We start from the raw sequence: 23450 nt of genomic DNA on the forward strand, positions 1-23450 counted from the left end.
CGCGGCTGGGCGGCTGAGACGGCGGGGAATGGCTCGGCGCAGGCTCACTGCAGCGTCACGACGACGGGTGCGTGGTCGCTGGGCCGTTCATTGCGGCGCGGCTGCTTGTCGATCTCGCAGGCCGTGACGCGCGGCCGCAGCGCTTCGCTGACCAGAATGTGGTCGATGCGCAGGCCCTGGTTCTTGCGGAAGGCCAGATTGCGGTAGTCCCACCAGCTCCAGCTCTTGGGGGGCTGCTCGAAGAGCCGGAAGGCGTCCACCAGGCCCAGGCCCAGCAAGTCCTGGAAGTGCGCACGCTCCTGCGGCGTGCAATGGATCTGGCCTGCCCAAGCCACGGGGTCGTAGACGTCGCGGTCCTCGGGGGCGATGTTGAAGTCGCCCATCAGTACCAGGCGTTCGTGCGCCTTCAGCTCGCCACGCACCCACTCGCGCAGGGCCTCCAGCCAACCCATCTTGTAGGCGAACTTCTCGCTGTCCGGGGCCTGGCCATTGGGGAAGTAGGCACCGATCACGCGGACGCCATCCACGGTGCCCGCGATCACCCGCGCCTGCTCGTCGCCCAGGTCGGGGATGTTCTTGACGATGTCCAGGGCCGGTGTGCGGCTCAACAGGGCCACGCCGTTGTAGGTCTTCTGCCCGAACCATTGCACCTGGTAGCCCGCGGCGCCGATCTCCAGCGTGGGGAACTTGTCATCCGTGAGCTTGGTCTCTTGCAGCACCAGGGCATCGACCGGATTTGCCGCGAGCCAGTCCAGCAGCTGGGGCAGGCGCACGGCCAGGGAGTTGACGTTCCACGTGGCAAATTTCATGAGTACGGGACAAAAGACGGGGGGAGTGGGCATTGTCAGCCAGAACTGAGATTGCGTTGCCGGTTTGCGCTGCGTATGGTTGCACCACGGTGGACAGCGCCGCGCCCACAGGGCCGCAGGGCGCGCACCGATGGCTGCAATCGGCGGGATAACAAGCCAAAAGGCTGGCCCGCAAATAGGGAGCGAATCATGCAATGCAGTAGCAGCGGGCCCTAGTCGGCCGGCCTCGACTTCCAACTCTTCCTCCGCGCGGTGAGCCTGGTGCCCGCCGTCGTGGCGGCGCTTTCCTGCCTGGCAACCCGGGCGGCGATGGCAGCGTCTGCTCGACCCATCCCATGGAGAAATCAATGCAACAAGCCAAGGTAAGTTCGGTTCGTGGCATCTTCGGCACCTTGTTTGCCGCGGTGTTCGGCATCTCGGTACTGCTCCTGTGCTCGACGCTGGCCATGCGCCGCGCGGCCGAGAGCGTGGAGCGAGCCACCCAGGCGCGCTACGACTCCTATCTCCTGGCCGACGAGCTGCGGCAGAGCTCGGACGACCTCACCCGCCTCGCGCGGACCTACGTGATCAGCGCCGACCCCAAATGGGAGAAGCAGTACTTCGAGGTGCTGGATGTGCGCAACGGGAAAGCGGCCAGGCCATCGAGCTACCAGGGCATCTACTGGGACTTCCGGGCCGCCGATGAAGTGCCGGCCAAGGGCAGCGGCCCCGCCGTTCCCTTGCAGGAGCTGATGAAAAAGGCCGGCTTCACCGAGGCCGAGTTCGCCAAGCTCCGCGAAGCGCAGCAGAACTCCAATGAGCTGGTGCGGACCGAGACCATCGCCATGAATCTTGTCAAGGGCCTCCACGAGGACGGCAAGGGCGGATTCACGCGCCAGGGCGCTCCGGACCTGGAGCGCGCCCGGGCCATGATGCATGACCTGGACTACCACCGCTTCAAGGCCAAGATCATGCGGCCTGTGGACGAGTTCCTGCAGCTGCTGGACCAGCGCACGGCCCTGGCCGTGGCCCAGGCCAGCGAGCAGCGCAGCACCTGGGCCAATGCCTCGCTGGTGCTGGCGGTGCTGCTGGTGCTGTCGGTTGCGGCGCTGCTGGGTTGGGGCTACCGGGCCATTCTTGCCCAGCTGGGGGCCGAGCCGGCCCAGGTGCGGGGCATCGTGGAACGGGTGGCCTCCGGGGACCTCAGCAGCCCCGTCGATCTCCAGGGCGTCTCATCACACAGCCTGCTTGCGGCGGTCGCCCGCATGCAGCGTGCCCTGCGTGACGTGGTCGGCGCGGTGCGCGCCAGCAGCGACAGCATCGTCACCGGTTCCGCCCAGATCGCGACGGGCAATGCCGATCTGTCTCATCGCACCGAGCAGCAGTCCAGCAATCTGCAGCAGACGGCGGCCTCGATGGAGACGCTTTCCGAGACCGTGCGCAGCAACGCCGACACCGCCCGCCAGGCCACGCAGCTCGCCGGGTCGGCCAGCGCGGTCGCCGAGCGAGGTGGCGAGGTGGTCAGCCGCGTGGTCTCGACCATGGAAGAGATCAACGGCGCCTCGCGCAAGATCGTCGACATCATCGGCGTCATTGACGGCATCGCGTTCCAGACCAACATCCTGGCCCTCAACGCCGCTGTGGAGGCGGCCCGCGCGGGCGAGCAAGGCCGCGGCTTCGCCGTGGTGGCCAGCGAGGTGCGCAGCCTGGCCGGGCGCAGTGCCGAAGCCGCGCGGGAGATCAAGGGCCTGATCCACGACAGCGTGGGCAAGGTCGAGACCGGCAGCCAACTGGTGAACGAGGCGGGCAGCACCATGGCCGACATCGTCAGCCAGGTGCGCCGCGTGACGGACCTGATCAGCGAGATCAGCGCAGCGAACAGCGAGCAAACCACGGGCATCCAGCAGATCAGCAGCGCCGTGGGTCACCTGGACCACGTCACGCAGCAGAACGCCGCTCTGGTCGAGGAAAGCGCCGCAGCGGCGGAAAGCCTGAGCCAGCAGGCGCAGGCGCTGATCGAGGCTGTGCGTGCCTTCAGGCTGGAGCCGGCGGCCTGAGGTGGCCGCGGCAGCGCGAGTCGGGCACGGGATCGCTCACGGGCTCGCTTTCCGCGGCCCGTGCCCTGCATGCATCAATAGTGCAGCCAGGCCGCAATCCCGATCAGGATGCCCACGCCGCCCACGGCCAGCGTGGCACCTTCCATCCAGCGGCGGCGGGTCAGCAGGGCGATGGCGGCCAGGGCGATGGAGACCTGCAGGGCCGTGGTGGCCTGCGCCCAGCGATGGTGCTGGTGCAGCTGCTGCTCGCTCTGGTGGTCGAAGTCGGCGGACTCCTTCTCCAGGGCCTCGGCTTCTTTTTTGATCTCGTTCTTCTCGGTCTCGTAGCGCTCGATCTTGGCCTTGTACTTGGCCTTCTGCTCCTCGCTGGGTGCGAGGTCCATGGCGATCTCGGCCAGGTTCTGCTTGCTGCTCTTGGACTGGAAGTAGGCCCACCTGTTCGCCGCTTCCGTCTTCTTGATGGCAGCGTCGTTCTTGTAGAGGCCTGCGTTGGCCTGCGTGGCACCGCCCATGTAGGCGAAGAGTGCGCCCACCGTGGCAAGGATGGCCGTGATCACGGCCAACTGGCCGGCCATGCCCTTGGGTTCGTGCTGGGCCGCATGTTCCAGCTCGTGGTCATGCGGACCGTGGACGTGAAAACCGCCTCCGGACATTGTTCATTCCTCCCGAAATTGAAAAACCGCTCAGCCTACGCGCTCGTAGCGCACAAAGCTGTAAGAAAAACCTTCTGGCTCGCCGGCGCGATGCTGGTGCTCCTCGCGCTGGCTCAAGCGGAATTGAGAGGCGTCCCAGGCCGGAAAGAAGGCGTCGGCCGGGCGCTGGAGATCGAACTCCGTCAGCTCCAGCGCGGTTGCCAGTGGCAGTGCCAGGGCGTAGACCTCGGCGCCGCCCATCACGAAGATCGCTTCGTCGGGAGCGCAGCAGGCCAGGGCCGATGCGATGTCGGGGAAGACCTCGGCGCCGGGCAGTTGCAAGCCCGACTGGCGGCTCAGCACCAGGTTGCGACGGCCCGGCAGCGGGCGAAATTTCGCGGGGATGGAATCCCAGGTCTTGCGGCCCATCAGCACCGTGTGGCCGAGGGTCAGCGCCTTGAAGTGGGCCATGTCTTCGGGCAGACGCACCAGCAGCTCGTTGCCCAGGCCGATGCCTCGGTCCCGGCACAGGCCAGCGATGAGGGTCAGGTCTTGCATGCGCGTGGCCCCCACACTCAGACCGCCACAGGCGCCTTGATGGCGGCGTGGTGCTGGTAGTCCTGCACCTCGAAATCCTCGAGCTGGTAGTCGAAGAGGCTGTCGGGCTTGCGACGGATGTGCAGGGTCGGGTAGGGGAAGGGCTCACGCTCGAGCTGGGTTTTCACCTGCTCGAAGTGGTTGCTGTAGATGTGGCAGTCGCCGCCGGTCCAGATGAAGTCGCCGACGTCCAGCTCGCACTGCTGCGCGACCATGTGGGTGAGCAGGGCGTAGCTGGCGATGTTGAAGGGCACGCCCAGGAAGATGTCCGCGCTGCGCTGGTAGAGCTGGCAGGAGAGCCTGCCACGGCCGCCAGGCTCGGTGGCGGGCGCCACGTAGAACTGGAAGAAGGCGTGGCAGGGCATCAGGGCCATCCTGGAGAGATCGGCCACGTTCCAGGCGCTGACGATGAGCCGGCGCGAATCCGGATTGCTGCGCAGTTGCTGCAGCACCTCGCTGATCTGGTCGATGTGGCCGCCGTCCGGTGTGGGCCAGGAGCGCCATTGAACGCCATAGACCGGGCCGAGCTCGCCGTCCTCGCGGGCCCATTCGTCCCAGATGGTGCAGCCGCGCTCCTGCAGCCACTTGACGTTGGAGTCGCCGCGCAGGAACCACAGCAGTTCCAGGATGATGGACTTCAGGTGCACTTTCTTGGTCGTCACCAGCGGGAAGCCCTCGTTGAGGTCAAAGCGCATCTGGTGGCCGAAGACCGAGCGCGTGCCGGTGCCCGTGCGGTCACCCTTGGCCACGCCCTGTTCAAAGACAAGGCGCATGAAGTTTTCGTATTGGCTTTGAACGGGGCGGGTGGTCACGGCAGGGGTCCGGGCAGCGTTTGGGCAGCGCCTGGGCAGCAAATGAGGCAGCGTAGTTTATTCGAGCCGCTCAACGCCCCAGCGGTGGTGTGCTCTGCGGCCCGTCCTGCGCCGGGGCGGGGCGCCAGCGGGCGGGCGGGACCACCTTGGCCTCTGCCGGATCGCCAAGGTAGTGCGGGGACATGATCTGCACGCCGAATTCGTTGAAAACGTCCTGGATCTCCGCGTGAAGCAGGCTCAGCACCTGGGCGCGCGGGCCGGGCTCCGTGGGCTGGGCCTGCACCACCAGGCGGTACTCGACGTAGAAGTCCGACAACGCGGTCTGGAACACGCGGGGTGCGGGATCCTGCAGGATGCCGGGCGTGCGGGCTGCCGCGAGCTTGAGCATGGCCTCGACCTGGCGCCAGGCGGTGTCATAGCCGATGGTCACCGTGGTGTCCAGCGCAAAGCCTGCGCCGCCGCCGGTGCGGGAGTAGTTGCGCGTGACGCTGCCGGCGATCAGGGCGTTGGGCAGGGTGAGCTCGTCGCCCTGGCCGGTGCGGATGCGGGTGGCGAAGGTGCCCAGCTCGGTGACGGTGCCTTCGTGCTCGCCGATGCGCACGTACTCGCCGATGCGCAGCGTGCGCGTGTACATGAGGATCAGCCCGGCGGCCGCCTGGCCCACCACGCTGGAGGCCCCCAGCGAGGCCATCAGACCGATGAGCACGGACAGACCCTTGAAGGCCTCGGTCTGCGCGCCGGGAAGGTAGGGGTAGGCCATGGCCACGGCGAAGGCCCAGATGCCCAGGCGCAGCAGGCGGCGCGTCGGGCGGGCGGTGTCGGCGTCCAGCCAGCCCAGATCGACGGCGCCGGACTCGGCGCGCTCGAAAAAGGGGTCCAGAGCGGTGCTCAGAAAATGCGCGAGCACGAAGATCAGGACGGCCACCAGCAGCTGGGGCAAGGCGCTGGCCGCGCCGACCAGCACGCCGCCCAAGGCATCGCGCAGCGCAGCATGCAACTGCTCGCCCCACACCCGTGTGTAGGGGAACTGGCGAAGCGCCCAGCCCAGCCACTCGTACACCAGCAGCAGCCACAGGCCAGCATGCAGCAGTCGCACGACCAGTCGCACGCCATCGCCCAGGCGCTCCAGGCTCAGCAGCGTGACCCCGCTGACCTGCAGCTTGCGGGCCTGCGCGCCGGCCCCGCGCGCGAGCAGGCGCAGGCTGATCCGCGACACCTTGCGCAGGGCCCAGAGCAGCGGCAGCAACACGCCCAGCGAGCCCAGCACCCACAGCGCCGAGAGACCCAGGCGCTGCCAGCTGTGCGCCTCCTGGTGCTCTGCAAGGGCTCGCTGCAGCTGGGCCTTGGCCTCCTGTGCGTGCCGGTCCAGGTCCTGCTCCGTTGGGGCGTCGATGCCAAGGTCGGCCGGCATGAGAGCGCTGATCAGCTGCCCGTTCACCAGCAGGGCCCGGCCCTCGGCGGCGGGGCGCAGCGCCACGTGGTAGTCGGACGCCGGCATCTCCAGCACGGCCTGCAACTGGGCCTGCGCGCGCCGCTGCCGGTCGGTCGGGCTCAGGCCCAGTGCGGCGGCGCGGAACACGACGATGTCGCGCCCCGCCAGTTGCAGCCGCGGCTCGGCATGCGCCGGCCGCGATGCAGGGAGCGCTGCCGCGACGGCCGAGGACGGCACGGCCGTCGGCGCCTGGGCGCGCCCGGCCAGAGGCAGTGCCATCAGCAGGACCGCCGGCAGCAGGAGCAGGACGCGAGAGAGGTGGTCCAGAAGCGAGGGCCACGTGGGCAGGCGCGCGGGCAGGCAGGTCCGTGTCATGGGCAGTCCGGGTGGCATGGCGGGCTCAACTCTACCCGCCGGGGAGCTCAGGCGCCGGTCTGGAACTGCAGCGCCGCCAGCCGTGCGTAGATGCCGCCGCGCTCCACCAGCTCGGCATGCGTGCCCTGCTCGACGATATGCCCATGGTCAAGCACCAGGATGCGGTCTGCCCGCTGCACCGTGGCCAGGCGGTGGGCGATGACCAGGGTGCTGCGCTGGCGCATGGCGGCCTCCAGCGCGGCCTGCACGACGCGCTCGCTCTCTGCGTCCAGCGCGCTGGTGGCTTCGTCCAGCAGCAGCAGGGGCGGGTTCTTCAGGATGGCCCGGGCGATGCTGATGCGCTGACGCTGCCCGCCTGAGAGCCGCACGCCGCGTTCACCCAGGAAAGTCTGGTAGCCCTGGGGCAGGGCGCAGATGAAGTCGTGGGCGAAGGCGGCCCGGGCAGCTTCGACGACCTCCTCGTCCGTGGCCTCGGGGCGGCCGTAGCGAATGTTCTCCATCGCATTGGTCGAGAAAATCACACTGTCCTGGGGTACCAAGCCCACCCGCTGGCGCAGGGTCTGCAGGGGCAGTTGCGTGATGGGCACGCCGTCCAGCTCGATGCGGCCCTGCTGCGCGTCGTAGAAGCGCTGCAGCAGCTGCAGCACCGTGCTCTTGCCCGCGCCGCTGGCGCCGACCAGCGCGACGGTCTCGCCGGGCGCGAGGCTCAGGCTCAGGCCCTGCAACGCCGGCCTGTCGGGGCGGGAAGGGTAGTGGAAGTGGACGTCGTCCAGCACCAGCGTGGCGCCGGCTCGGGCCGGCGGCAGGGCTAGCGCGCGTGGCGGGTCCTGGATGGGGGACTGGGCCGCCAACAGCTCGCTGAGTCGCTCCATGGCGCCGGCCGCGCGCAGCACATCGCCCCAGACCTCGGACAGCACGGCCACGCTGGAGACGAGCAGGGTGACGTAGACCAGGGTCTGGCCCAGCAGGCCGGCGCTCATTCGGCCCTCGATGACGGCCTCCGTGCCGCGGTAGAGGCCGAAGAGCATGGCCCCGAAGGTGGCGGTGATCAGGAAGGCCACGAGGCCGGCGCGCACCCTCATGCGCTTGCGGGCGGTGTCGAAGGCGGCCTCGCTGGCCTGCTCGAAGCGCTGGCCTTCACGGGCCTCCTGCGTGTAGCTCTGCACCACGGTGACGGCATTGATCACCTCGGCGGCGATGGCGCTGGTGTCCGCCACGCGGTCCTGGCTGGCGCGGCTGAGCTTGCGCACCCGGCGTCCCAGCAGCACGGCCGGCAGCACGACCAGGGCCAGCAGGCCCAGCACCGGCAGCATCAGCCCGGGATTGCTCCAGACCAGCATCAGCAGCGCGCCGACGCCCATCACCATATTGCGCAGGCCCATGGAGAAGCTGGAACCCACAACGGTCTGCACCACCGTCGTGTCCGTGGTGAGGCGGCTCAGCACCTCGCCCGTCTGGGTGGTCTCGAAGAAGGCAGGGCTCTGCTTCAGTACATGGTGGTAGACGGCGTTGCGCAGGTCCGCCGTGACGCGCTCGCCCAGCCAGGTGACGCTGTAGAAGCGCGCTGCCGAGAACACCGCCAGGGCGATGCCCACGCCGAACAGGGCACCGAAATGGCCGCGCAAGGCCATCACCCGCTGGCTGGGGTCGCTGGACACCAGGCCCTGGTCGATCAGCTGCTTGAGGGCCACCGGGAAGAGCAGGGTGCTAATGGCCGCCAGCAGCAGGAACAGCCCGGCCAGCACCACGCGCCCCCGGTAGGGCCGCAGGAAGGGCCACAGCGCGGCCAGGGCCTGGGGCGGGCCCTTGGCCTGGTCGGCGCCGGGAGCGCTGCGCTGGGCCGGCGCGAGGACGGGGGAAGCAATGGTTTGGGCGGTGTCCGGCATGGGATGGGGGTGCGGCAGGAGTGGCTGGCATCTGGGGACAGGCCCGCTCATTGCAAGCAGATCTGTGCGAGATGCGGCAATTAGAACGGGAATTACGAAGTCCCCGCCTTTCATAAGGATACTTGCCTGGGCAATAATTGCCTAGGCAATTGATATGAAGCAACCCAAACCCCTCCCCCCGCCGGCCGCTTTCTACAGCGCCGACAACTACCGAAGCCAGGACAGCATCGGCTGGCTGATGCACCGCATCAAGCAGTCCATCGTCCATCTGGCGGACAAACGCCTGTGCCGGCACGACCTTACCCACGCGCAATGGGCGCCCATGCTCAAGCTGCGCTTGCACGGGCCGCACTCCACCGTCCAGCTCGGCAAGGAGCTGGACATGGACGCCGGCGCCCTCAGCCGCCTGCTGGACCGGCTCGAGGCCAAGGGCCTGGTGCAGCGCGAGCGCTCCAGCACCGACCGCCGCGTGGTGCAGGTCTCGCTGAGCGAGGAAGGCCAGCGGGTCACGGCCGAGCTGCCGGCCGTGCTGTCCGAAGTCTTCAACGCCCACCTGGCCGGCTTCTCCGAGACCGAGTGGCGCACCCTGATCGAACTGCTGCAGCGCCTGGTGGCCAATGGCGAGGCGCTGCGCGAGGCAAGCAAGGAATGAAACCGATGCACCCCAACGTCCTTCACCGCCGCCCTGGCGCGCTTCCTCTGTCCGCATGGCCGGGCCTGATGCTGGCCCTCGGCCTGATGACGGCCTGTGCCCCCATACCTCAGCAGCCGGCCACGCCGCAACGCCTGCAGGGCGAGACCCTGGGCCTCAAGTCGGCCGACGCCGCCGGCCCCGCCTTGGTCGATACCGCCTGGTGGCGCGCTTGGGGCGACGAGCGTCTCAATGCACTGATGGACAAGGCCCTGCGCGATGCGCCCAGCCTGGCCCTGGCCCGCGCACGCATCGCCAAGGCCGGTGCTGCGGTGGACAACGCCACCGCGGCCGACAAGCCGGTGATCGGCATGGGGCTGGACATCGAGCGGCAGCGCTTCAGCGAGCATGGCATGTACCCGCCGCCGCTGGCCGGCAGCGTCCAGAACACCGCGACCCTGCAGGTCGGCGTCAGCTATGACTGGGATTTCTTCGGCCGCCACCAGGCCGCGCTGCAGGCCACGCTGGGCCAGCAGCGCGCCCTGCAGGCCGAGGGCGAGGCTGCCCGCCTGAACATCGCCAGCGCGGTGCTGAGAGCGTGGCTGGGCCTGGCCCGCAGCGTGAGCCAGGAGCAGTTGCTGCAGCAGCAGATCGTGCTGCGCCAGCAGGCCCTGGACCTGGTGCGCCAGCGCCGCGCCGCGGGGCTGGACACCGACATCGACCTGCGCAGTGCCGAGGCGCCCCTGGCTGATCTGCAGCGCCAGGTCCTGGCCCTGCGGCAGCTGGCCCAGGGCTACCGCGTGCAGCTGGCGGCCCTGAGCGTGCAGCCACTGGAAGCGCTGGCCGACTGGCAGCCGGCGCTGCCGGCCACGGTCGCTCCGGCCACGGTGCCCAGCCTGGACCTGCTGGCCTCTCGGCCCGACGTGCGGGCGGCCCTGGCCCGCGTCGAAGCCGCTGGCTACGAGATCACCGCGGCCCGTGGCCGCTTCTATCCGGACCTGGCGCTCAATGCCTTCGCTGGCTTCAGCAGCATTGGCCTGGACAAGCTGCTGGAGAGCGGCAGCCACCAATTGGGCTTCGGCCCTTCGCTGCGCCTGCCCCTGTTCGACACCGGTCGCCTGCGTGCCGGTTTCAAGTCTGCCGTGGCCGAGCAGGAGGCCGCCGTGGCGGCCTACAACGCCGCCGTGCTCGAGGGCGTGCGCGATGCCCGCGAGCAGTGGGAAGCCCTGCGCTCCCTGCAGGCCCAGCAGGCGCCCCAGGAGGCCCTGCTGCGCAGCAACGAGCAGCAGCTGGGCCTGGCAAAGGAGCGCCAGGCAGCCGGCCTGGGCAATCGACTGCCCGTGATCCAGGCGCAGTTGGCCCTTCTCCAGCAGCAGCGCCAGTCCCTGGAGCTGCGCGCCCAGCAGCTCGACAGCCGCGTGCTGCTGATGCGCGCCCTCGGCGGCGAAGCCCTCCGTACGGAGCCTCGCGCCTGAGGCCGGGCGTCTCCTGCCCATGCATTCCAGCGGTCTGCCCGATGCGGCCGCTCTCCAACGCCAAGAACAGCACCCCATGAGTCAAGACAACAGCAGCACCGCCACCCCGGCCACCACCGCACCCGCCAAGAACGGCAACCCGCAACGCAAGAAGGGCCTGACCACCGTGGCCATCGCCCTCATCCTGGGCTTCGGTGCCTACAGTGCCTACGAGTGGCTCGTCGGCCGCCACTTCGAGAAGACCGACAACGCCTATGTGCAGGCCAACGTCGTGCAGATCACGCCCCTGGTTGGTGGCACCGTGCGCGCCATCCATGTGGACGACACCGACGCCGTCAAGGCCGGCCAGAAGCTGGTGAGCCTGGACCCTGTCGATGCCCGCATGGCCCTGGACCAGGCCCAGGCACAGCTGGGCCAGACGGTGCGTGAGGTCCGCACCCTCTTCGCCAACAACGCGACCTTGCAGGCCCAGGTCCGCAGCCGTGAGGCCGACCTGCAGCGAGCCCGCAGCGAGGTGGCCCGCCTCAAGGACGACGTCAGTCGCCGCGAGCCCCTGGTGGCCACCGGGGCCGTCGGTAAGGAGGAACTGGACCATGCCCGCGCCCAGCTCAGGACTGCGCAGGCCGCTGCCTTGGCCGCCGAAGCCGCGGCCGAGGCAGCCCGCGAGCAGTTGGTCTCCAGCCAGTCGCTGACCGATGGCACCAGCGTCGAGCAGCACCCCAACGTGCTGCGAGCCGCCGCCCGCGTGCGCGAGACCTTCCTGGCCGTGCAGCGCAATGAGCTGGTGGCCCCGGTCAACGGCTGGGTGGCGCGCCGCAGCGTGCAACTGGGCCAGCGCGTGGCCGCCGGGACACCGCTGATGAGCGTGGTGGGGCTGCAGCAGGCCTGGGTCGATGCCAACTTCAAGGAAGGCCAGTTGGCCCGCCTGCGCATCGGCCAGCCGGTGACCCTGGTGGCCGACGTCTACGGCGACAAGGCCGAGTTCCACGGCAAGGTCGTTGGCCTGGGCGCCGGCACCGGTGCGGCTTTTGCCGTGCTGCCGGCCCAGAACGCCACGGGCAACTGGATCAAGGTCGTGCAGCGCGTGCCTGTGCGCATCGCGCTTGACGCCAAGGAACTGGCCGAGCATCCGCTGCGCGTGGGGTTGTCCATGAACGTGGCGGTCGATGTGAAGGACCAGTCGGGCAAGCCGCTGTCCGAGACCGTCGCCGCCGGCAGCGCCACCTCCACCAAGGTCTTCGAGGACCAGGACCGCGCGGCTGACGCCGAAGTCCAGCGCATCATCCAGTCCAACCTGGGCCGCGCAGCCAGGCCCGTGGCCGCAGCGCCCAAGGCCGTGGCAAAGATCCATCGCAACGCCGACGCCCTGCACGGAAAGGCCTGAGCATGAGCGCCCCCGCTGCTGCCGTGGCGCCCCCGCCGCCGCTCAAGGGCTCCGACCTGGTGATGGGCACGATCGCCTTGTCACTGGCGACTTTCATGAACGTGCTGGACTCGTCCATCGCCAACGTGTCCCTGCCGGCCATCGCCGGCGACCTGGGCGTGAGCCCGGTGCAGGGCACCTGGGTGATCACGAGCTTCGGCGTGGCCAATGCCATCTCTGTGCCGCTGACGGGCTGGCTCACCCAGCGCTTCGGCGCGGTGCGCCTGTTCACCACCAGCGTGCTGCTCTTCGTCCTGGCCTCCTGGCTGTGCGGCTTCGCGCATTCGCTGGAAATGCTGGTGGCCTGCCGCGTGCTGCAGGGCCTGGTGGCAGGGCCCATGATCCCGCTGTCCCAGACCCTGCTGTTGTCCAGCTATCCGCCAGCCAAGGCAGGCACTGCACTGGCCTTGTGGGGGGTGACGACACTGGTCGCGCCCGTGGTCGGCCCCTTGCTGGGCGGCTGGATCACGGACAACGTCTCCTGGCCCTGGATTTTTTACATCAATGTCCCTGTAGGCCTGCTGGCCGCGGGCATGACCTGGAGCATCTACCGGTCGCGCGAGACCCAGATCAAGAAGCTGCCCATCGACGGCGTGGGGCTGGCCCTGCTGGTGCTGTGGGTCGGCGCGCTGCAGGTCATGTTGGACAAGGGCAAGGAGCTGGACTGGTTCGCCAGCCCCGAGATCTGCATCCTGGGCCTGACGGCGCTGATCGGCTTCGCCTTCTTCCTCGTGTGGGAGCTGACGGACGAGCACCCGGTGGTGGATCTGCGCCTCTTCGCGCGGCGCAACTTCCTCTTCGGTGCGGCCACGCTGTCCATTGCCTATGGCCTGTTCTTCGGCAATGTGGTGCTGCTGCCCCTGTGGCTGCAGCAGTGGATGGGCTACACGGCCACCGACGCCGGCATGGCGCTGGCGCCGGTGGGGCTGCTGGCCATCCTGCTGTCGCCCGTGGTGGGACGCAATGTGGCCCGGATGGATCCGCGCTGGATGGCCAGCTTCGCCTTCGTTATGTTCGCCATCGTGCTCAAGATGCGCGGCAACTTCACCACGCAGACGGACTTCGCGACCATCATGATCCCGACGATCCTGCAGGGCGCCGCGCTGGCCTTCTTTTTCATCCCGCTGACCACGCTGACGCTGTCGGGCATCACGCCGGACCGCATCGCGGCGGCGGCGGGCCTGTCGAATTTCGTGCGGATCACCGCGGGCGCCATGGGTACTTCGATCTCGACCACGCTGTGGGAGAACCGCGCCACCCTGCATCACCACCACTTGGCCGAGCGCCTGGCGCAGGGCGATGCGGTGACCACCGAGACCCTACGCCAGCTGCAGGCAGGCGGCATGAGCCAGGAGCAGTCCCTGGCCTGGCTCAACCGCATGGTGGACCAACAGGCCTTCACCCGCGCGGCCGATGACATCTTCATTGCCTCGGCCGCCATCTTCCTGATGCTGATCGCCGCGGTGTGGCTCACCAAGCGGCCGCCGCGCCTGGCGGCACCGGTGGACGCGGGCGGCGCGCACTGAAGTCGCCGGCATGACAAAAAGGGCGAGGCCTCAGCGGTCCTCGCCCTTTTCAATTTCCGGGTTCTCGTCGCCGCCGCCCGCCTCTCTGGGCGGTCGCCCCCGCTTCGCAGCCGGCGCGGTGTCCAGGCGGATGCCGCGCCGCTGCAGGGCCTCGCGCAGCAGGTACTCGATCTGCGCATTGCTGGAGCGCAGCTCCCGAGCGGCCAGGCGCTCGATCTCGTCCCACAACTCCGGCGGGAGGCGCAGCAGGAAGCTCTTCTTGCCCGGGCTGGCCATGAGGAACTCAGTTGTAGAGCGTGCCGGCGTTGACGATGGGCTGGGTGTCCTTGTCGGAACACAGCACGACCAGCAGGTTGGACACCATGGCGGCCTTGCGCTCGTCGTCCAGCACCACGATTTCGCGCTCGGAAAGGCCCTTCAGCGCCGACTCCACCATGCTCACCGCGCCATGCACGATGCGCTGGCGGGCGCTGATGATGGCCTCGGCCTGCTGGCGGCGCAGCATCACCTGGGCGATCTCGGGGGCGTAGGCGAGGTGGGTCAGCTTGGCGTCCAGCACCTCCACGCCGGCCGCTGCGAAGCGCTCCTGCAACTCGGTCTTCATGGCCGCGGCGACCTCGTCCTGGCCTGCGCGCAGCGTGGTTTCGCCGGCTTGCAGGTCCTCGCCGTCGTCGTAGGCGTAGAGGTTGGCGGTGTGGCGCAGCGCGGCCTCGGCCTGGATCTGCACATAGGTCTCGTAGCTGTCGACGTCGAACAGGGCCTGGGCCGTGTCGCTGACGCGCCAGACCACGGCGGCGCTGATCTCGATGGGGTTGCCGCGCTTGTCATTGACCTTCAGCGTGGGCGAGGTGAGGTTGCGCGAGCGCAGCGAAAGGCGCTGCTTGCCGGCGAAGGGGTTGGCCCAGCGCAGGCCGGGCTCGCGGTCGGTGCCGATATAGCGGCCGAAGAGCGTCATCACCCGGCCCTCGTTGGGTTGCTGCATGTACAGCCCTGCGGCCACGAGGACGGACAGGCCCGTGCTCAGCAGGGCTCCGATCAGGTGATGGGCCACCGCGGCCATGAAGGCCGCCAGCCCCCACAGAGCCAGAATGGCCAGCAGGGCCAGGTAGCCGTTGGCGGCGCGTGCGGGCCGCTCGGCGGTGTGGATTTGCTGCGGGGTCGAACGGGCGGTGCTCATGAGGCCCTCCTGTGAATTAATGTGATATCACTTTAATTCCAGAATTGCCCACTTGGCAAGCCCTGCCGGAGGTCATGGCCCGAGCAGGCCTCGGTCACAGATTGGCGGCGAACAGGCGCTTGAGGAACAGCTGCTTGAAGCTGTGCGCCTGGTCCAGGCCCAGGCGCTCCAGATAGGCCTCCGGCACTTCGGGCAGGCCCTGAAGGCTGCGCAGGATCAGCCCGACCAACTCCACCGGATGGGTGCTGGCGTGCTTGAGCTTCTTGAGTGATCGGACGATCTTCAGCTCGTCCTCGGTGAGGTCGGTGCCGAAGGGGAAGTCCGGCAGCAGGCCTTCGTTGCGCCAGGGGCGCAGATGCTCGCGCAGGTTCTCGGGGCGGTTGCAGCGCCAGGTGTCGGGCAACTGCCAGTCCGCGGCCAGCTTGCCGTGGGCCTGGGCCTCGCGCACCAGCTCGTCCTGGAAGCGCGAGTCGGCAATGCGGATCAGGGCCTGGACCACGTCGGTGTCGGACTTGCCGCGCAGGTCGGCCACGCCGTATTCGGTGATGACGATGTCGCGCAGGTGGCGCGGGATGGTCACGTTGCCGTAGTTCCAGACGATGGAGCTGGTCAGGCCGTGGTGGTTGTCGTGGGTGGCGCGCAGCATCAGGATGGAGCGGGCATCCGGCAGCGCATGGCCCATGGCCACGAAGTTGTACTGGCCACCCACGCCCGAGACCACCTGACCGGATTCCAGGGCGTCCGAGCCGGCCGCGCCCAGCAAGGTCATCTTCATGGTGGTGTTCATGAAGCGGGCCTCGCGGCGCTGCAGGCGCTTGAGTCGCTCGCTGCCCAGGGCATCGCCGTAAAGCTCGTTGATGTAGCCGATGCGGGTCATGGCGATCTGCTCGCGCAGGGGCTCGTCCAACTGGCGCAGGGTCTGGTAGAAGTCGCGCGGCCCCAGGAAGAAGCCGCCATGCAGCAGAGCCGCCTGGCGCCAGCGCGGGCCCAGCACCTCGCTCCAGGCTTGCAGGGACTGGCTGCCGGACAGCTCGCCGGGCAGGGCCCGCGCGGCCTCGAGGCTCAGGGATTCGCTCAGCAGGCCCTGGGCCTGCCAGTGGCGCAGCGCGGCGGCGTCCAGGGGCAGGCGCAGGGCACCCATCGCCTGCAGGGCGAGCAGGGTGTCGATGCTGGGCACCTCCCCGAGTGCGCCCTCCAGCGCGAGGGTTTGCAGGGCTTCATCCTGGTAGACGCGGCGCCTCACGATGCCGGCTTGGATCAGCTGCAGCAGGCCATTGACGAACATCTCCGAGCAACCGTAGACGCCCTGCTCGAAGGGCCGCATCTCGCGCGCCGCCGTGCCCTCCAGACACAGGCCGGCCAGCATCTGGCGGAAGGCCTCGGGCCGCGTCTGGCGCACGATGAGGGCCTGCGCAATGGCGTCGCCCAGTGAGCCGATGCCGATCTGCAGCGTGCCCCCGTCCCTGACCAGGCTGGCGGCATGAAGGCCGATGGCGTAGTCGGCCCAGCCGATGGCGGCATTGGGCGGGGCGAAGAGCTGATGGGTGGTCTCGGGGGTCTCGACCACCAGGTCCGCGAAGTCCGGTGGCACCACGGCGGGCCCGGTCATGAAGGGCAGTTGGCGGTTGATCATCAGCACCGTCAGCGGCTTGCGGCCCTGGGCGGCCAGGCGCTCGACGAGGTCCAGGCTGAGATCGGGATTGCAGGAAAGGGACAGCTGCCGCCCGCCAGCGTCCTCCCGGCAGGCCACCGCTTGCAGGATGAGGTTGACGCCGTGGCTCATCATGTCCCGCACCACGAAGCTGTAGTTGGTGCAGACGAAGCCCTGCTGTGCCAGCGGGTTGCCCAGATAGTCGCCGGTCTTGAGGAAGAACTCATGGACCTCGACATTGGGCGGCAGGGCCTGGGCGCGATGCGCCTTCACGTAGTCCAGGTCCGGGTAGTCGGCGAAGACGCGCTCGACCAGGGGCGCGAGGAACTGCTGCTCCAGCTCGCTCTTGCCCACCGGCTTCTCCAGGGACAGGGCGGTGTAGATCTTCAGCCGGCGCTCGGGCATGCGGCTCACGCGGCGGTACAGGGTGTTGACCAGCGGATTGGGTTTGCCCAGACCCAGGGGAATGGCCAGGACGAGGTCGCCGGGCACCCGCTGGAGGATGAGATCGACCGCATGTTCCAGATCCTGGACGAGGGCAGCCTGCTCGGCACGGGGAAGGGGCGCAATGGACGTCATGGAGACTCTCCTCGATGAGTCTGCAGTGTCTCCGCTGGCGGCAGGCTGCGGCTTGATATTGGGCAAGTCATGACGTCGGTGGCCGCGTCGCGCAAGGGGGAATTGCCAAGGCCCCTTGATCGTGGTGCCGGGCGTCTGGAGGTGCGCGGAGTGTGCTGCAATAGGGGCTGCAGTTGTCCCCCTGCCACTCCTCGCGCCCTGTCCGCCCTTCGTTCATGTCCACGCCGTCGCCAGACCTCGAACACGATGCCCCAGCCTGGCTGCCCTGGTTTGGCCACCTTGTGACCCGCCGCGGGCTTTGGGCGGGCTTGTCGGTGCTGTGCGGCACGGTCTGGCTGTTGGCCCTGGGCCTGTCCCAGTTGCTGATCACGGTGATGGGGCGGGGCGATCGCCTGGTGGCCACGCTGTGCACCTCGGCTTGCGCGCTGCTGATCACAGGGGTCTTCGGCTACCTCTTCCTGCGCCTGGTGCAGTTCCAGGACCAGACCCGGCAACGTGTGAGCCACCATGCCACGCTGGATCCGCTGACCGGCACATTCAACCGCCGACATTTCCTGCAACTGGTCGATCGCGAATGGTCGCGCGCCAAGCGCTACAACATGGACTGTGCCCTGCTGCTGATGGACGTGGACCACTTCAAGAAGGTCAACGACACCCACGGCCATCTCTGCGGCGACCGGCTGCTGCGCGAGATCGCGCGCGTCAGCGGCGAGACCTTGCGCCAGGCCGACGTCCTGGCCCGTTTCGGTGGCGAGGAGTTTGCCGTCTTCCTGCCCCACACTGATCCGCTGGGCGCGCTGGACGTGGCCGAGCGCATTCGCGAGCGCGTGGAACAGCTGGACTTCAGCTGGGAGGAGCGCGACGTGCCGGTGAGCGTCAGCCTGGGCGTGGCCTCACTGCAGTACGAGCACCTGACCCTGGATCACCTGATCCACGATGCCGACGAGGCGCTCTACAACGCCAAGGCCGCGGGCCGCAACTGCGTGCGTGCGAAGCTGGGCCTGCAGCCCGGCCATTCCAGCTACGCGCACTGAGCCCGGCGCTCAGGTCCCCAGCAGCCGCTGCAGTTGCGCCATGAGGTGCAGCGGTGCCTGGGGCGACTGGCAGTCCAGCACGATGCGCTGCGGCATGGAGCGCAGCCAGGTGATCTGGCGCTTGGCCAACTGGCGGGTGGCGGCGGCGCCGCGCTCCTGCAGCGCGTCAAGACAGTCGGCATCCAGCGCTTCCCAGGTCTGGCGATAGCCCACGCAGCGCATGGAGGGCAGGCCCAGGTGCAGGTCGCCACGGGCACGCAAGGCCCGCACTTCGTCCACCAGGCCTTGGTCCAGCATCTGCGCAAAGCGCTGGCCGAGGCGCTTGTGCAACCAGGCGCGGTCCTCAGTTTCCAGCGAGATCAGGGGCCAGTCCACGCCGGGGCTGCGCTCCTCCTGGGCATGGAGCTGGGACATCGTCTGCCCGCTGAGCTGCCAGACCTCCAGGGCGCGTTGGATGCGCTGGGCATCATTGGGCGCGAGCCGCGCGGCGGTCTGGGGGTCGATGCGGGCCAGTTCCTCGTGGAGGGCCGGCCAGCCCTGGGCTGCGGCGCGTGCATCGATCTCGCGGCGCACGGCCTCGTCGGCCTGGGGCAGGGGCGAGAGGCCGTCGAGCAGCGCCTTGAAGTAGAGCATGGTGCCGCCCACAAGCAGGGGCAGGCGGCCCCGCGCCAGGATCTCGGAGGCCAGCTGCTGCGCGCTGCGGGCAAACTCGGCGGCCGAGTAGGCCTCGAGCGGATCGATGATGTCGATCAGGTGATGCGGCACCGCCGCCATCTCGGCCGCCGAGGGCTTGGCTGTGCCGATGTCCATGCCTCGGTAGACCAGGGCCGAGTCCACGCTGATGATCTCCACCGGCAGGTACTCGGCCACCTTCAGCGCACAGGCGGTCTTGCCGGTGCCGGTGGGGCCGGCCAGGCAAATGGGCTTGAACTGCATGGCCGGGCGCGTCAGAACTTTTCCCAGGGTGCCAGGAAGCGCCACTGGCCCGCGGGCAAGTGGCCCAGCGGGATACGGCCGATGCGCACGCGCTTGAGCGCCGTCACCTTGAGGCCCACCAGCTCGCACATGCGGCGGATCTGGCGCTTGCGGCCCTCCCGCAGCACGAAGCGCAGCTGATCCTCGTTGGCCCAGCTGACCTTGGCCGGCTTGAGCTCGACGTCGTCCAGCATCAGGCCGTGGTTGAGCAGGGCCAGGCCTTGCTCGTCCAGCTGACCGGACTCGTTCTTCACGCCGTTGATGCCCACGTACTCGACGCGCACCAAGTATTCCTTCTCGATGCTCGAGTCGTCACCGATCAGCTGCTTGGCGATTCGCCCGTCCTGGGTCAGTACGAGCAGGCCGGTGGAGTCGATGTCCAGGCGGCCTGCGGGCGCCAAGAAGCGGCTGTGGCCCACGTGGTACTTGATGCCCGCGGGGTCGTCCTTCCAGTGGGTGTCGCTCTTGATGAGCACGGAGGCGGGCTCGTAGCCGTCCTCGGCCTGACCGGACACATAGCCGATGGGCTTGTGCAGCAGGATGGTGACGCGCTGCGCCTGCTGTTGGCGGGCCGCGGGGTCGATCTCGATGCGGGCCTCTGGGCCTACGCGCTCGCCCAGCGTGGCCAGATGGCCGTCCACCCTGACCCAGCCGGCGGCGATCCATTCATCGGCCTCGCGGCGCGAGGCCAGGCCCTGCTCGCTCATGCGCTTGGAGAGTCGCTCGCCCTCGGCGCTGTTGCTGCGCTCGGGCGCGGGCTGCGGCGCGCGGGGTGCCTGCTCGGGATGCGAGCGCAGGGCGGTCTGACGCCGTTGGTCGGGGCGGGCGGCGGCGTCACGGCCGCGGTCGGCACCGCGGTGATCGGGCGCAGGCTCCCTGCCGTATTCATTGCGACGGGCTGGGCGCTGCTGGCCCCAGCCCGGGTCCTGGTCGGCATGACGGCGCGGGCCGCGATCGTCACGGGGGCCATGGCCACGGGCTGGCTCGTGCGCTGAGCCATGGGGGCGGCGATCGTCAGGGCGGGCGGGGCCTCGGCCTTGGTGGCGACCCTCGAATCGACCTTCACCGCGACCTTCACCGCGACCTTCACCGCGACCTTCATAGCGACTCTCGTAGCGACCCTCACTGTGGCCTTCATGACGATGCCCACCGCGGCTCTCGCCACGGCTCTCGAAACGACCTTCGAAGCGGCCTTCGAAGCGGCCTTCGTCATCGCGGCCGCGATATCCGCCGCCTGGGCGTTCATCACGGTGCCCGCGGTCGCCTCGGTCACGGCTGGGGCCCGGACCTTCGCCGCGCAAGGGCTTGCCGCCGAACTTGCCGCCGGGCTTGGCCCCGAAGCCGGGCTTGCCGCCGGGCTTGCCGGGGCGGTCAGGCCGGGCCAGGCCGCGGCCGCCGTCATGGCGCTGCTCCTGCGGTTGCGACGAACGGCGCTCCTCGAAGGCCGCCTGGCGCTCGGCGCGTTCGGTCTGGGCCTGGGCGAGGGTGGGGCGGGTACGGGAGACGCCGCTGCCGCGCAGGGGCTGGCGGCGCTCGCCGTGCTTGCCCGTCTTGGTGCTGTCACCGGCGGGCTTCTTCTTCAGGGTCAGGGTGGCCATGAACGACTTTCTGTGCAAGGGCGTATTGGACCATGGACAGGCCCCGGATACGGGTTTTCCTTGGTGGCCGGGGCCTCAGCGCCCGCGCAGGAACAGGGCGTCGAGCTCGCGCAGCGTCAGCTGGCGCCAGGTGGGCCGGCCGTGGTTGCACTGGTCGGCGCGCTCGGTGCGCTCCATGTCGCGCAGCAGGGCGTTCATCTCGTCCAGGGTCAGCTGGCGGTTGGCGCGCACGGCGCCGTGGCAGGCCATGGTGGCCAGGATCTCATGCTGGGCGCGTTCGATGGCATGGCTGGCGTCGAACTGGGCCAACTCAGCCAGCACGCCGCGGGCCAGCTCGACCACGTCGCCCCCAGACAGCAGCGCGGGCCGCGAGCGCAGGGCCAACACCTGGGCGGAGAGGGGAGAGAGGTCCAGCCCCAGCTTTTGCAGCGTCTCGGCCTGTGCTTCCGCCGTGGCAATCTCGGTGGGCGTCGCGGCAAAGGTGACGGGGATCAGCAGGGGCTGGGTCTCGATGCGGGCCTCGCCCAGTGCGGCCTTGAGGCGCTCGTAGACCACGCGCTCATGGGCCGCATGCATGTCCACAATCACCAGACCCTGCGCGTTCTCGGCCAGCACATACACCCCCTGGATCTGGGCGATGGCGCGGCCCAGGGGCCAGTCGCCCTCGGGCAGTGGGGCGGGGGCAGGCTGCGGCGCCGGGGCCGTGGCGGCCCAGGGGGCGGCCGGAATGGGCCGCTCGGGCGCATACAAGGCCTGGACCTCGCCCAGGCCCAGGCTGGACTGGGTATTGCTGCGCCAGCTGGGCGTGCCGCCATAGAGTCGGGGGGCCTCGGCGCGGGGCTCGGCGGGGGCCGAGGCGTTGAACCAGGCGGGCGGCTGGCCCGGGGCAGGGCGTTCGCCAGGCACGGCGGCTGCAAAGGCCGCGGCGGCCTGCGGGCTGTTGATGGCCTCGGCCGTCGCCCCAGCCGCCATCTCACCGGTCTGGGCGCGCGACAGGGCCAGGGCATCCTGTACGGCGTAGCGCACCTGCTGGTGGATCTCGCGGCCGTCGCGAAAGCGCACCTCGATCTTGGTGGGGTGCACGTTGACGTCCACCCGGTCCGGCGCGATGTCGATGAAGAGCACGTAGCTGGGCTGGCGGCTGCCGTGCAACTGATCCTCGTAGGCAGAGCGGATGCCGTGGGCGATGAGCTTGTCGCGCACGTAGCGGCCGTTGACGTAGACGTACTGCATGTCCGAGCGGCTGCGCGCCGCCTCGGGCAGGCCGGCGCGGCCGTAGATGCGCAGGGGGCCGGCCTCGGCATAGACAGCGCGGCTGCTGCCGAAGAAGTCCTCGCCCAGCACGTCTAGCAGGCGCTGCTCGGCCGAGCCTGCACGCCATTGCTCCACGAGCTTGCCCTCGTGCCACACGGCAAAGCCCACGTCGGGCCGGGCCAGGGCATGGCGTCGCACGGACTCTAGGCAGTGGGCCAACTCGGTGGCGTCGGTCTTGAGGAACTTGCGGCGGGCGGGGGTGCTGAAAAAGAGCTCGCGCACTTCGACGCTGGTGCCTCGCGAGCGGGCGGCGATCTTCAGCTCGCCCGAGCGCGCCTCCAGGCGGTGCGCATGCGGTGCGCCCTCGCAGCGCGTCGCGATGGCCATCTCGGCCACCGAGCTGATGGCCGCCAGGGCCTCGCCGCGGAAGCCCATGGTGGCCACCGACTCCAGCTCCTCCAGCGAGCGGATCTTGCTGGTCGCATGGCGCTTGAGCGCCAGGGGTAGCTCTTCGGGCGGGATGCCCAGGCCGTCGTCCTCGACCACGATGGCACGCACGCCGCCGGCCATCAGTTTGACGTTGACCTGCGTGGCGCCGGCGTCCAGGGCGTTGTCCACCAGCTCGCGCACCACGGAGGCGGGGCGCTCGACGACCTCGCCGGCGGCGATCTGGCTGATCAGCTCGTCGGGCAGTTCGCGGATGGCGCGGCGCGGGGCATCGGGGGCGGGCAGGGTGGGGGACGGCATCTCGGACATGGCGGCAGATTCTACGGAGGCTGGCAGCCGCAGCCCTGCGGCGCCGCCATAATCGCCCGCCATGGAAATCCTTGCCCAGCTCATTGACTTCATCCTGCACGTCGATCGCTACCTCAACGACTTCGTGCTGGCCTACGGAACCTGGATCTATGCCCTGCTGTTCCTGATCATCTTCGTCGAAACGGGCCTGGTGGTGATGCCCTTCCTGCCGGGGGACTCGCTGCTCTTCATCGTCGGGGCCATGTGCGGTGCCGGGATGCTGGACCTTGAGACCGCCATGGCCGTCATGGTGGTGGCCGCGGTGGCCGGCAACCAGACCAACTACACCATCGGCCGCTTCTTTGGCCCCCGGGTCTTCCAGTGGGAGAACTCGCGCTTCTTCAACCGTGCGGCCTTCGACAAGGCCCACGACTTCTACGAACGCTACGGCGGCGTGGCCCTGGTGATCGGTCGCTTCATGCCCTTTGTGCGCACCTTCGCTCCCTTCGTCGCAGGTGTGGCGCAGATGAATCGCCGCAAGTTCACGGCCTATGACGTGGGCGGCGCCCTGTTGTGGGTCGTGGGGGTGACTTGTGTCGGCTACTTCTTCGGCAACGTACCCTGGGTGAAGCAGAACCTGGAGAAGATCATCTGGGCGATGATCGTCATCCCAGGCCTGCTGGTCATCGCGGGCGGCATTCGCAGCAAGCTGCGCAGGCCGGCCTGAGCGAGGCCACACGATGGATCGAAACCCGGGCAATCCCCGGGTTTCGGCTTTGAGCAATGGTCGCCCCGCACACCGTGTGGCGGCCC

19 protein-coding genes are annotated in these 23450 nt (G+C 69.0%); 7 read left to right on the forward strand and 12 right to left on the reverse strand.

All coding sequences use genetic code 11. From position 1 onward, the window contains the following. Positions 1 to 44: 44 nt before the first annotated feature. On the reverse strand, positions 45 to 809 hold the full coding sequence (gene xth, locus H5407_RS13970; RefSeq protein WP_183105067.1) for an exodeoxyribonuclease III: 765 nt from the start codon (positions 807 to 809) through the stop codon (positions 45 to 47). 347 nt (positions 810 to 1156) lie between these two features. Between xth and H5407_RS24670 the strand changes: the two genes are divergently transcribed. After that, positions 1157 to 2845: a methyl-accepting chemotaxis protein gene (locus tag H5407_RS24670; RefSeq protein ID WP_183105068.1), complete on the forward strand. Its 1689-nt coding sequence runs from the start codon at positions 1157 to 1159 to the stop codon at positions 2843 to 2845. Between the two features lie 74 nt (positions 2846 to 2919). Here H5407_RS24670 and H5407_RS13980 read toward each other — a convergent pair whose 3' ends face one another. From H5407_RS13980 to H5407_RS14000, 5 genes are all read right to left on the reverse strand, one after another. Then, a complete protein-coding gene (locus H5407_RS13980) occupies positions 2920 to 3498 on the reverse strand; it encodes a DUF4337 domain-containing protein (RefSeq protein WP_183105069.1) in 579 nt (192 codons plus the stop codon). Between the two features lie 30 nt (positions 3499 to 3528). After that, complete coding sequence (locus tag H5407_RS13985) at positions 3529 to 4035, reverse strand: dihydrofolate reductase (RefSeq protein WP_183105070.1); 507 nt, start codon at positions 4033 to 4035, stop codon at positions 3529 to 3531. A gap of 17 nt (positions 4036 to 4052) precedes the next feature. Continuing rightward, a complete protein-coding gene (locus H5407_RS13990; RefSeq protein WP_183105071.1) occupies positions 4053 to 4886 on the reverse strand; it encodes a thymidylate synthase in 834 nt (277 codons plus the stop codon). Positions 4887 to 4956: 70 nt separating this feature from the next. Continuing rightward, on the reverse strand, positions 4957 to 6711 hold the full coding sequence (locus H5407_RS13995; RefSeq protein WP_220800618.1) for a mechanosensitive ion channel family protein: 1755 nt from the start codon (positions 6709 to 6711) through the stop codon (positions 4957 to 4959). Between the two features lie 29 nt (positions 6712 to 6740). Continuing rightward, on the reverse strand, positions 6741 to 8579 hold the full coding sequence (locus H5407_RS14000; protein WP_183105072.1) for an ABC transporter transmembrane domain-containing protein: 1839 nt from the start codon (positions 8577 to 8579) through the stop codon (positions 6741 to 6743). A gap of 154 nt (positions 8580 to 8733) precedes the next feature. Here H5407_RS14000 and H5407_RS14005 point away from each other — a divergent pair, with 154 nt between their 5' ends. From H5407_RS14005 to H5407_RS14020, 4 genes are all read left to right on the forward strand, one after another. Next, entirely contained in the window at positions 8734 to 9231 is a 498-nt protein-coding gene (locus tag H5407_RS14005; RefSeq protein WP_183105073.1) for a MarR family winged helix-turn-helix transcriptional regulator, read from the forward strand. Positions 9232 to 9236: 5 nt separating this feature from the next. Further along, on the forward strand, positions 9237 to 10685 hold the full coding sequence (locus H5407_RS14010; RefSeq protein ID WP_183105074.1) for an efflux transporter outer membrane subunit: 1449 nt from the start codon (positions 9237 to 9239) through the stop codon (positions 10683 to 10685). 76 nt (positions 10686 to 10761) lie between these two features. Next, positions 10762 to 12069 carry an efflux RND transporter periplasmic adaptor subunit gene (locus tag H5407_RS14015; protein ID WP_183105075.1) on the forward strand — a complete coding sequence of 436 codons (1308 nt, stop codon included), beginning with the start codon at positions 10762 to 10764 and terminating at the stop codon, positions 12067 to 12069. Between the two features lie 2 nt (positions 12070 to 12071). Then, positions 12072 to 13634, forward strand: coding sequence for a DHA2 family efflux MFS transporter permease subunit (locus tag H5407_RS14020; RefSeq protein WP_183105076.1), 1563 nt, complete (start codon positions 12072 to 12074; stop codon positions 13632 to 13634). A 30-nt stretch (positions 13635 to 13664) separates the two neighbouring features. Here the strand turns inward: H5407_RS14020 and H5407_RS14025 are convergent, their stop codons facing one another. The 3 genes from H5407_RS14025 to H5407_RS14035 form a co-directional block, all read right to left on the reverse strand. Further along, positions 13665 to 13910, reverse strand: coding sequence for a toxin-antitoxin system HicB family antitoxin (locus tag H5407_RS14025; RefSeq protein WP_183105077.1), 246 nt, complete (start codon positions 13908 to 13910; stop codon positions 13665 to 13667). A gap of 7 nt (positions 13911 to 13917) precedes the next feature. Further along, entirely contained in the window at positions 13918 to 14811 is an 894-nt protein-coding gene (locus H5407_RS14030; RefSeq protein ID WP_183105078.1) for an SPFH domain-containing protein, read from the reverse strand. Between the two features lie 94 nt (positions 14812 to 14905). Further along, entirely contained in the window at positions 14906 to 17041 is a 2136-nt protein-coding gene (locus H5407_RS14035; protein WP_183105079.1) for an acetyl-CoA hydrolase/transferase C-terminal domain-containing protein, read from the reverse strand. Between the two features lie 215 nt (positions 17042 to 17256). Between H5407_RS14035 and H5407_RS14040 the strand changes: the two genes are divergently transcribed. Then, positions 17257 to 18075, forward strand: a complete 819-nt coding sequence (locus H5407_RS14040) for a GGDEF domain-containing protein (RefSeq protein ID WP_183105080.1) — start codon at positions 17257 to 17259, stop codon at positions 18073 to 18075. 9 nt (positions 18076 to 18084) lie between these two features. Here the strand turns inward: H5407_RS14040 and miaA are convergent, their stop codons facing one another. The 3 genes from miaA to mutL all read right to left on the reverse strand — a co-directional run bounded on the left by miaA (position 18085) and on the right by mutL (position 22658). Then, the gene (gene miaA / locus H5407_RS14045) at positions 18085 to 19011 is read right to left on the reverse strand and encodes a tRNA (adenosine(37)-N6)-dimethylallyltransferase MiaA (protein ID WP_183105081.1); all 927 of its coding nucleotides are present in this window, start codon (positions 19009 to 19011) and stop codon (positions 18085 to 18087) included. A gap of 11 nt (positions 19012 to 19022) precedes the next feature. Further along, on the reverse strand, positions 19023 to 20648 hold the full coding sequence (locus H5407_RS14050; protein WP_220800619.1) for a pseudouridine synthase: 1626 nt from the start codon (positions 20646 to 20648) through the stop codon (positions 19023 to 19025). 75 nt (positions 20649 to 20723) lie between these two features. Further along, a complete protein-coding gene (gene mutL / locus H5407_RS14055) occupies positions 20724 to 22658 on the reverse strand; it encodes a DNA mismatch repair endonuclease MutL (protein WP_183105082.1) in 1935 nt (644 codons plus the stop codon). 61 nt (positions 22659 to 22719) lie between these two features. On the opposite strand from mutL, the gene H5407_RS14060 reads away from it, so the two are divergent. After that, positions 22720 to 23364, forward strand: a complete 645-nt coding sequence (locus H5407_RS14060) for a DedA family protein (RefSeq protein WP_183105083.1) — start codon at positions 22720 to 22722, stop codon at positions 23362 to 23364. Positions 23365 to 23450: the final 86 nt, after the last annotated feature.

Origin of the sequence: Mitsuaria sp. WAJ17 (genome assembly GCF_014174515.1) — a bacterium.
Lineage (GTDB): Bacteria > Pseudomonadota > Gammaproteobacteria > Burkholderiales > Burkholderiaceae_C > Roseateles_B.

Bases quoted from the DNA above. Each gene is read 5' to 3' on its own strand.
- xth (WP_183105067.1), bottom strand. From the start codon at position 809: ATGAAATTTGCCACGTGGAACGTCAACTCCCTGGCCGTGCGCCTGCCC.
- H5407_RS24670 (WP_183105068.1), top strand. From the start codon at position 1,157: ATGCAACAAGCCAAGGTAAGTTCGGTTCGTGGCATCTTCGGCACCTTG.
- H5407_RS13980 (WP_183105069.1), bottom strand. From the start codon at position 3,498: ATGTCCGGAGGCGGTTTTCACGTCCACGGTCCGCATGACCACGAGCTG.
- H5407_RS13985 (WP_183105070.1), bottom strand. From the start codon at position 4,035: ATGCAAGACCTGACCCTCATCGCTGGCCTGTGCCGGGACCGAGGCATC.
- H5407_RS13995 (WP_220800618.1), bottom strand. From the start codon at position 6,711: ATGCCACCCGGACTGCCCATGACACGGACCTGCCTGCCCGCGCGCCTG.
- H5407_RS14000 (WP_183105072.1), bottom strand. From the start codon at position 8,579: ATGCCGGACACCGCCCAAACCATTGCTTCCCCCGTCCTCGCGCCGGCC.
- H5407_RS14005 (WP_183105073.1), top strand. From the start codon at position 8,734: ATGAAGCAACCCAAACCCCTCCCCCCGCCGGCCGCTTTCTACAGCGCC.
- H5407_RS14010 (WP_183105074.1), top strand. From the start codon at position 9,237: ATGCACCCCAACGTCCTTCACCGCCGCCCTGGCGCGCTTCCTCTGTCC.
- H5407_RS14015 (WP_183105075.1), top strand. From the start codon at position 10,762: ATGAGTCAAGACAACAGCAGCACCGCCACCCCGGCCACCACCGCACCC.
- H5407_RS14020 (WP_183105076.1), top strand. From the start codon at position 12,072: ATGAGCGCCCCCGCTGCTGCCGTGGCGCCCCCGCCGCCGCTCAAGGGC.
- H5407_RS14025 (WP_183105077.1), bottom strand. From the start codon at position 13,910: ATGGCCAGCCCGGGCAAGAAGAGCTTCCTGCTGCGCCTCCCGCCGGAG.
- H5407_RS14030 (WP_183105078.1), bottom strand. From the start codon at position 14,811: ATGAGCACCGCCCGTTCGACCCCGCAGCAAATCCACACCGCCGAGCGG.
- H5407_RS14035 (WP_183105079.1), bottom strand. From the start codon at position 17,041: ATGACGTCCATTGCGCCCCTTCCCCGTGCCGAGCAGGCTGCCCTCGTC.
- H5407_RS14040 (WP_183105080.1), top strand. From the start codon at position 17,257: ATGTCCACGCCGTCGCCAGACCTCGAACACGATGCCCCAGCCTGGCTG.
- miaA (WP_183105081.1), bottom strand. From the start codon at position 19,011: ATGCAGTTCAAGCCCATTTGCCTGGCCGGCCCCACCGGCACCGGCAAG.
- H5407_RS14050 (WP_220800619.1), bottom strand. From the start codon at position 20,648: ATGGCCACCCTGACCCTGAAGAAGAAGCCCGCCGGTGACAGCACCAAG.
- mutL (WP_183105082.1), bottom strand. From the start codon at position 22,658: ATGTCCGAGATGCCGTCCCCCACCCTGCCCGCCCCCGATGCCCCGCGC.
- H5407_RS14060 (WP_183105083.1), top strand. From the start codon at position 22,720: ATGGAAATCCTTGCCCAGCTCATTGACTTCATCCTGCACGTCGATCGC.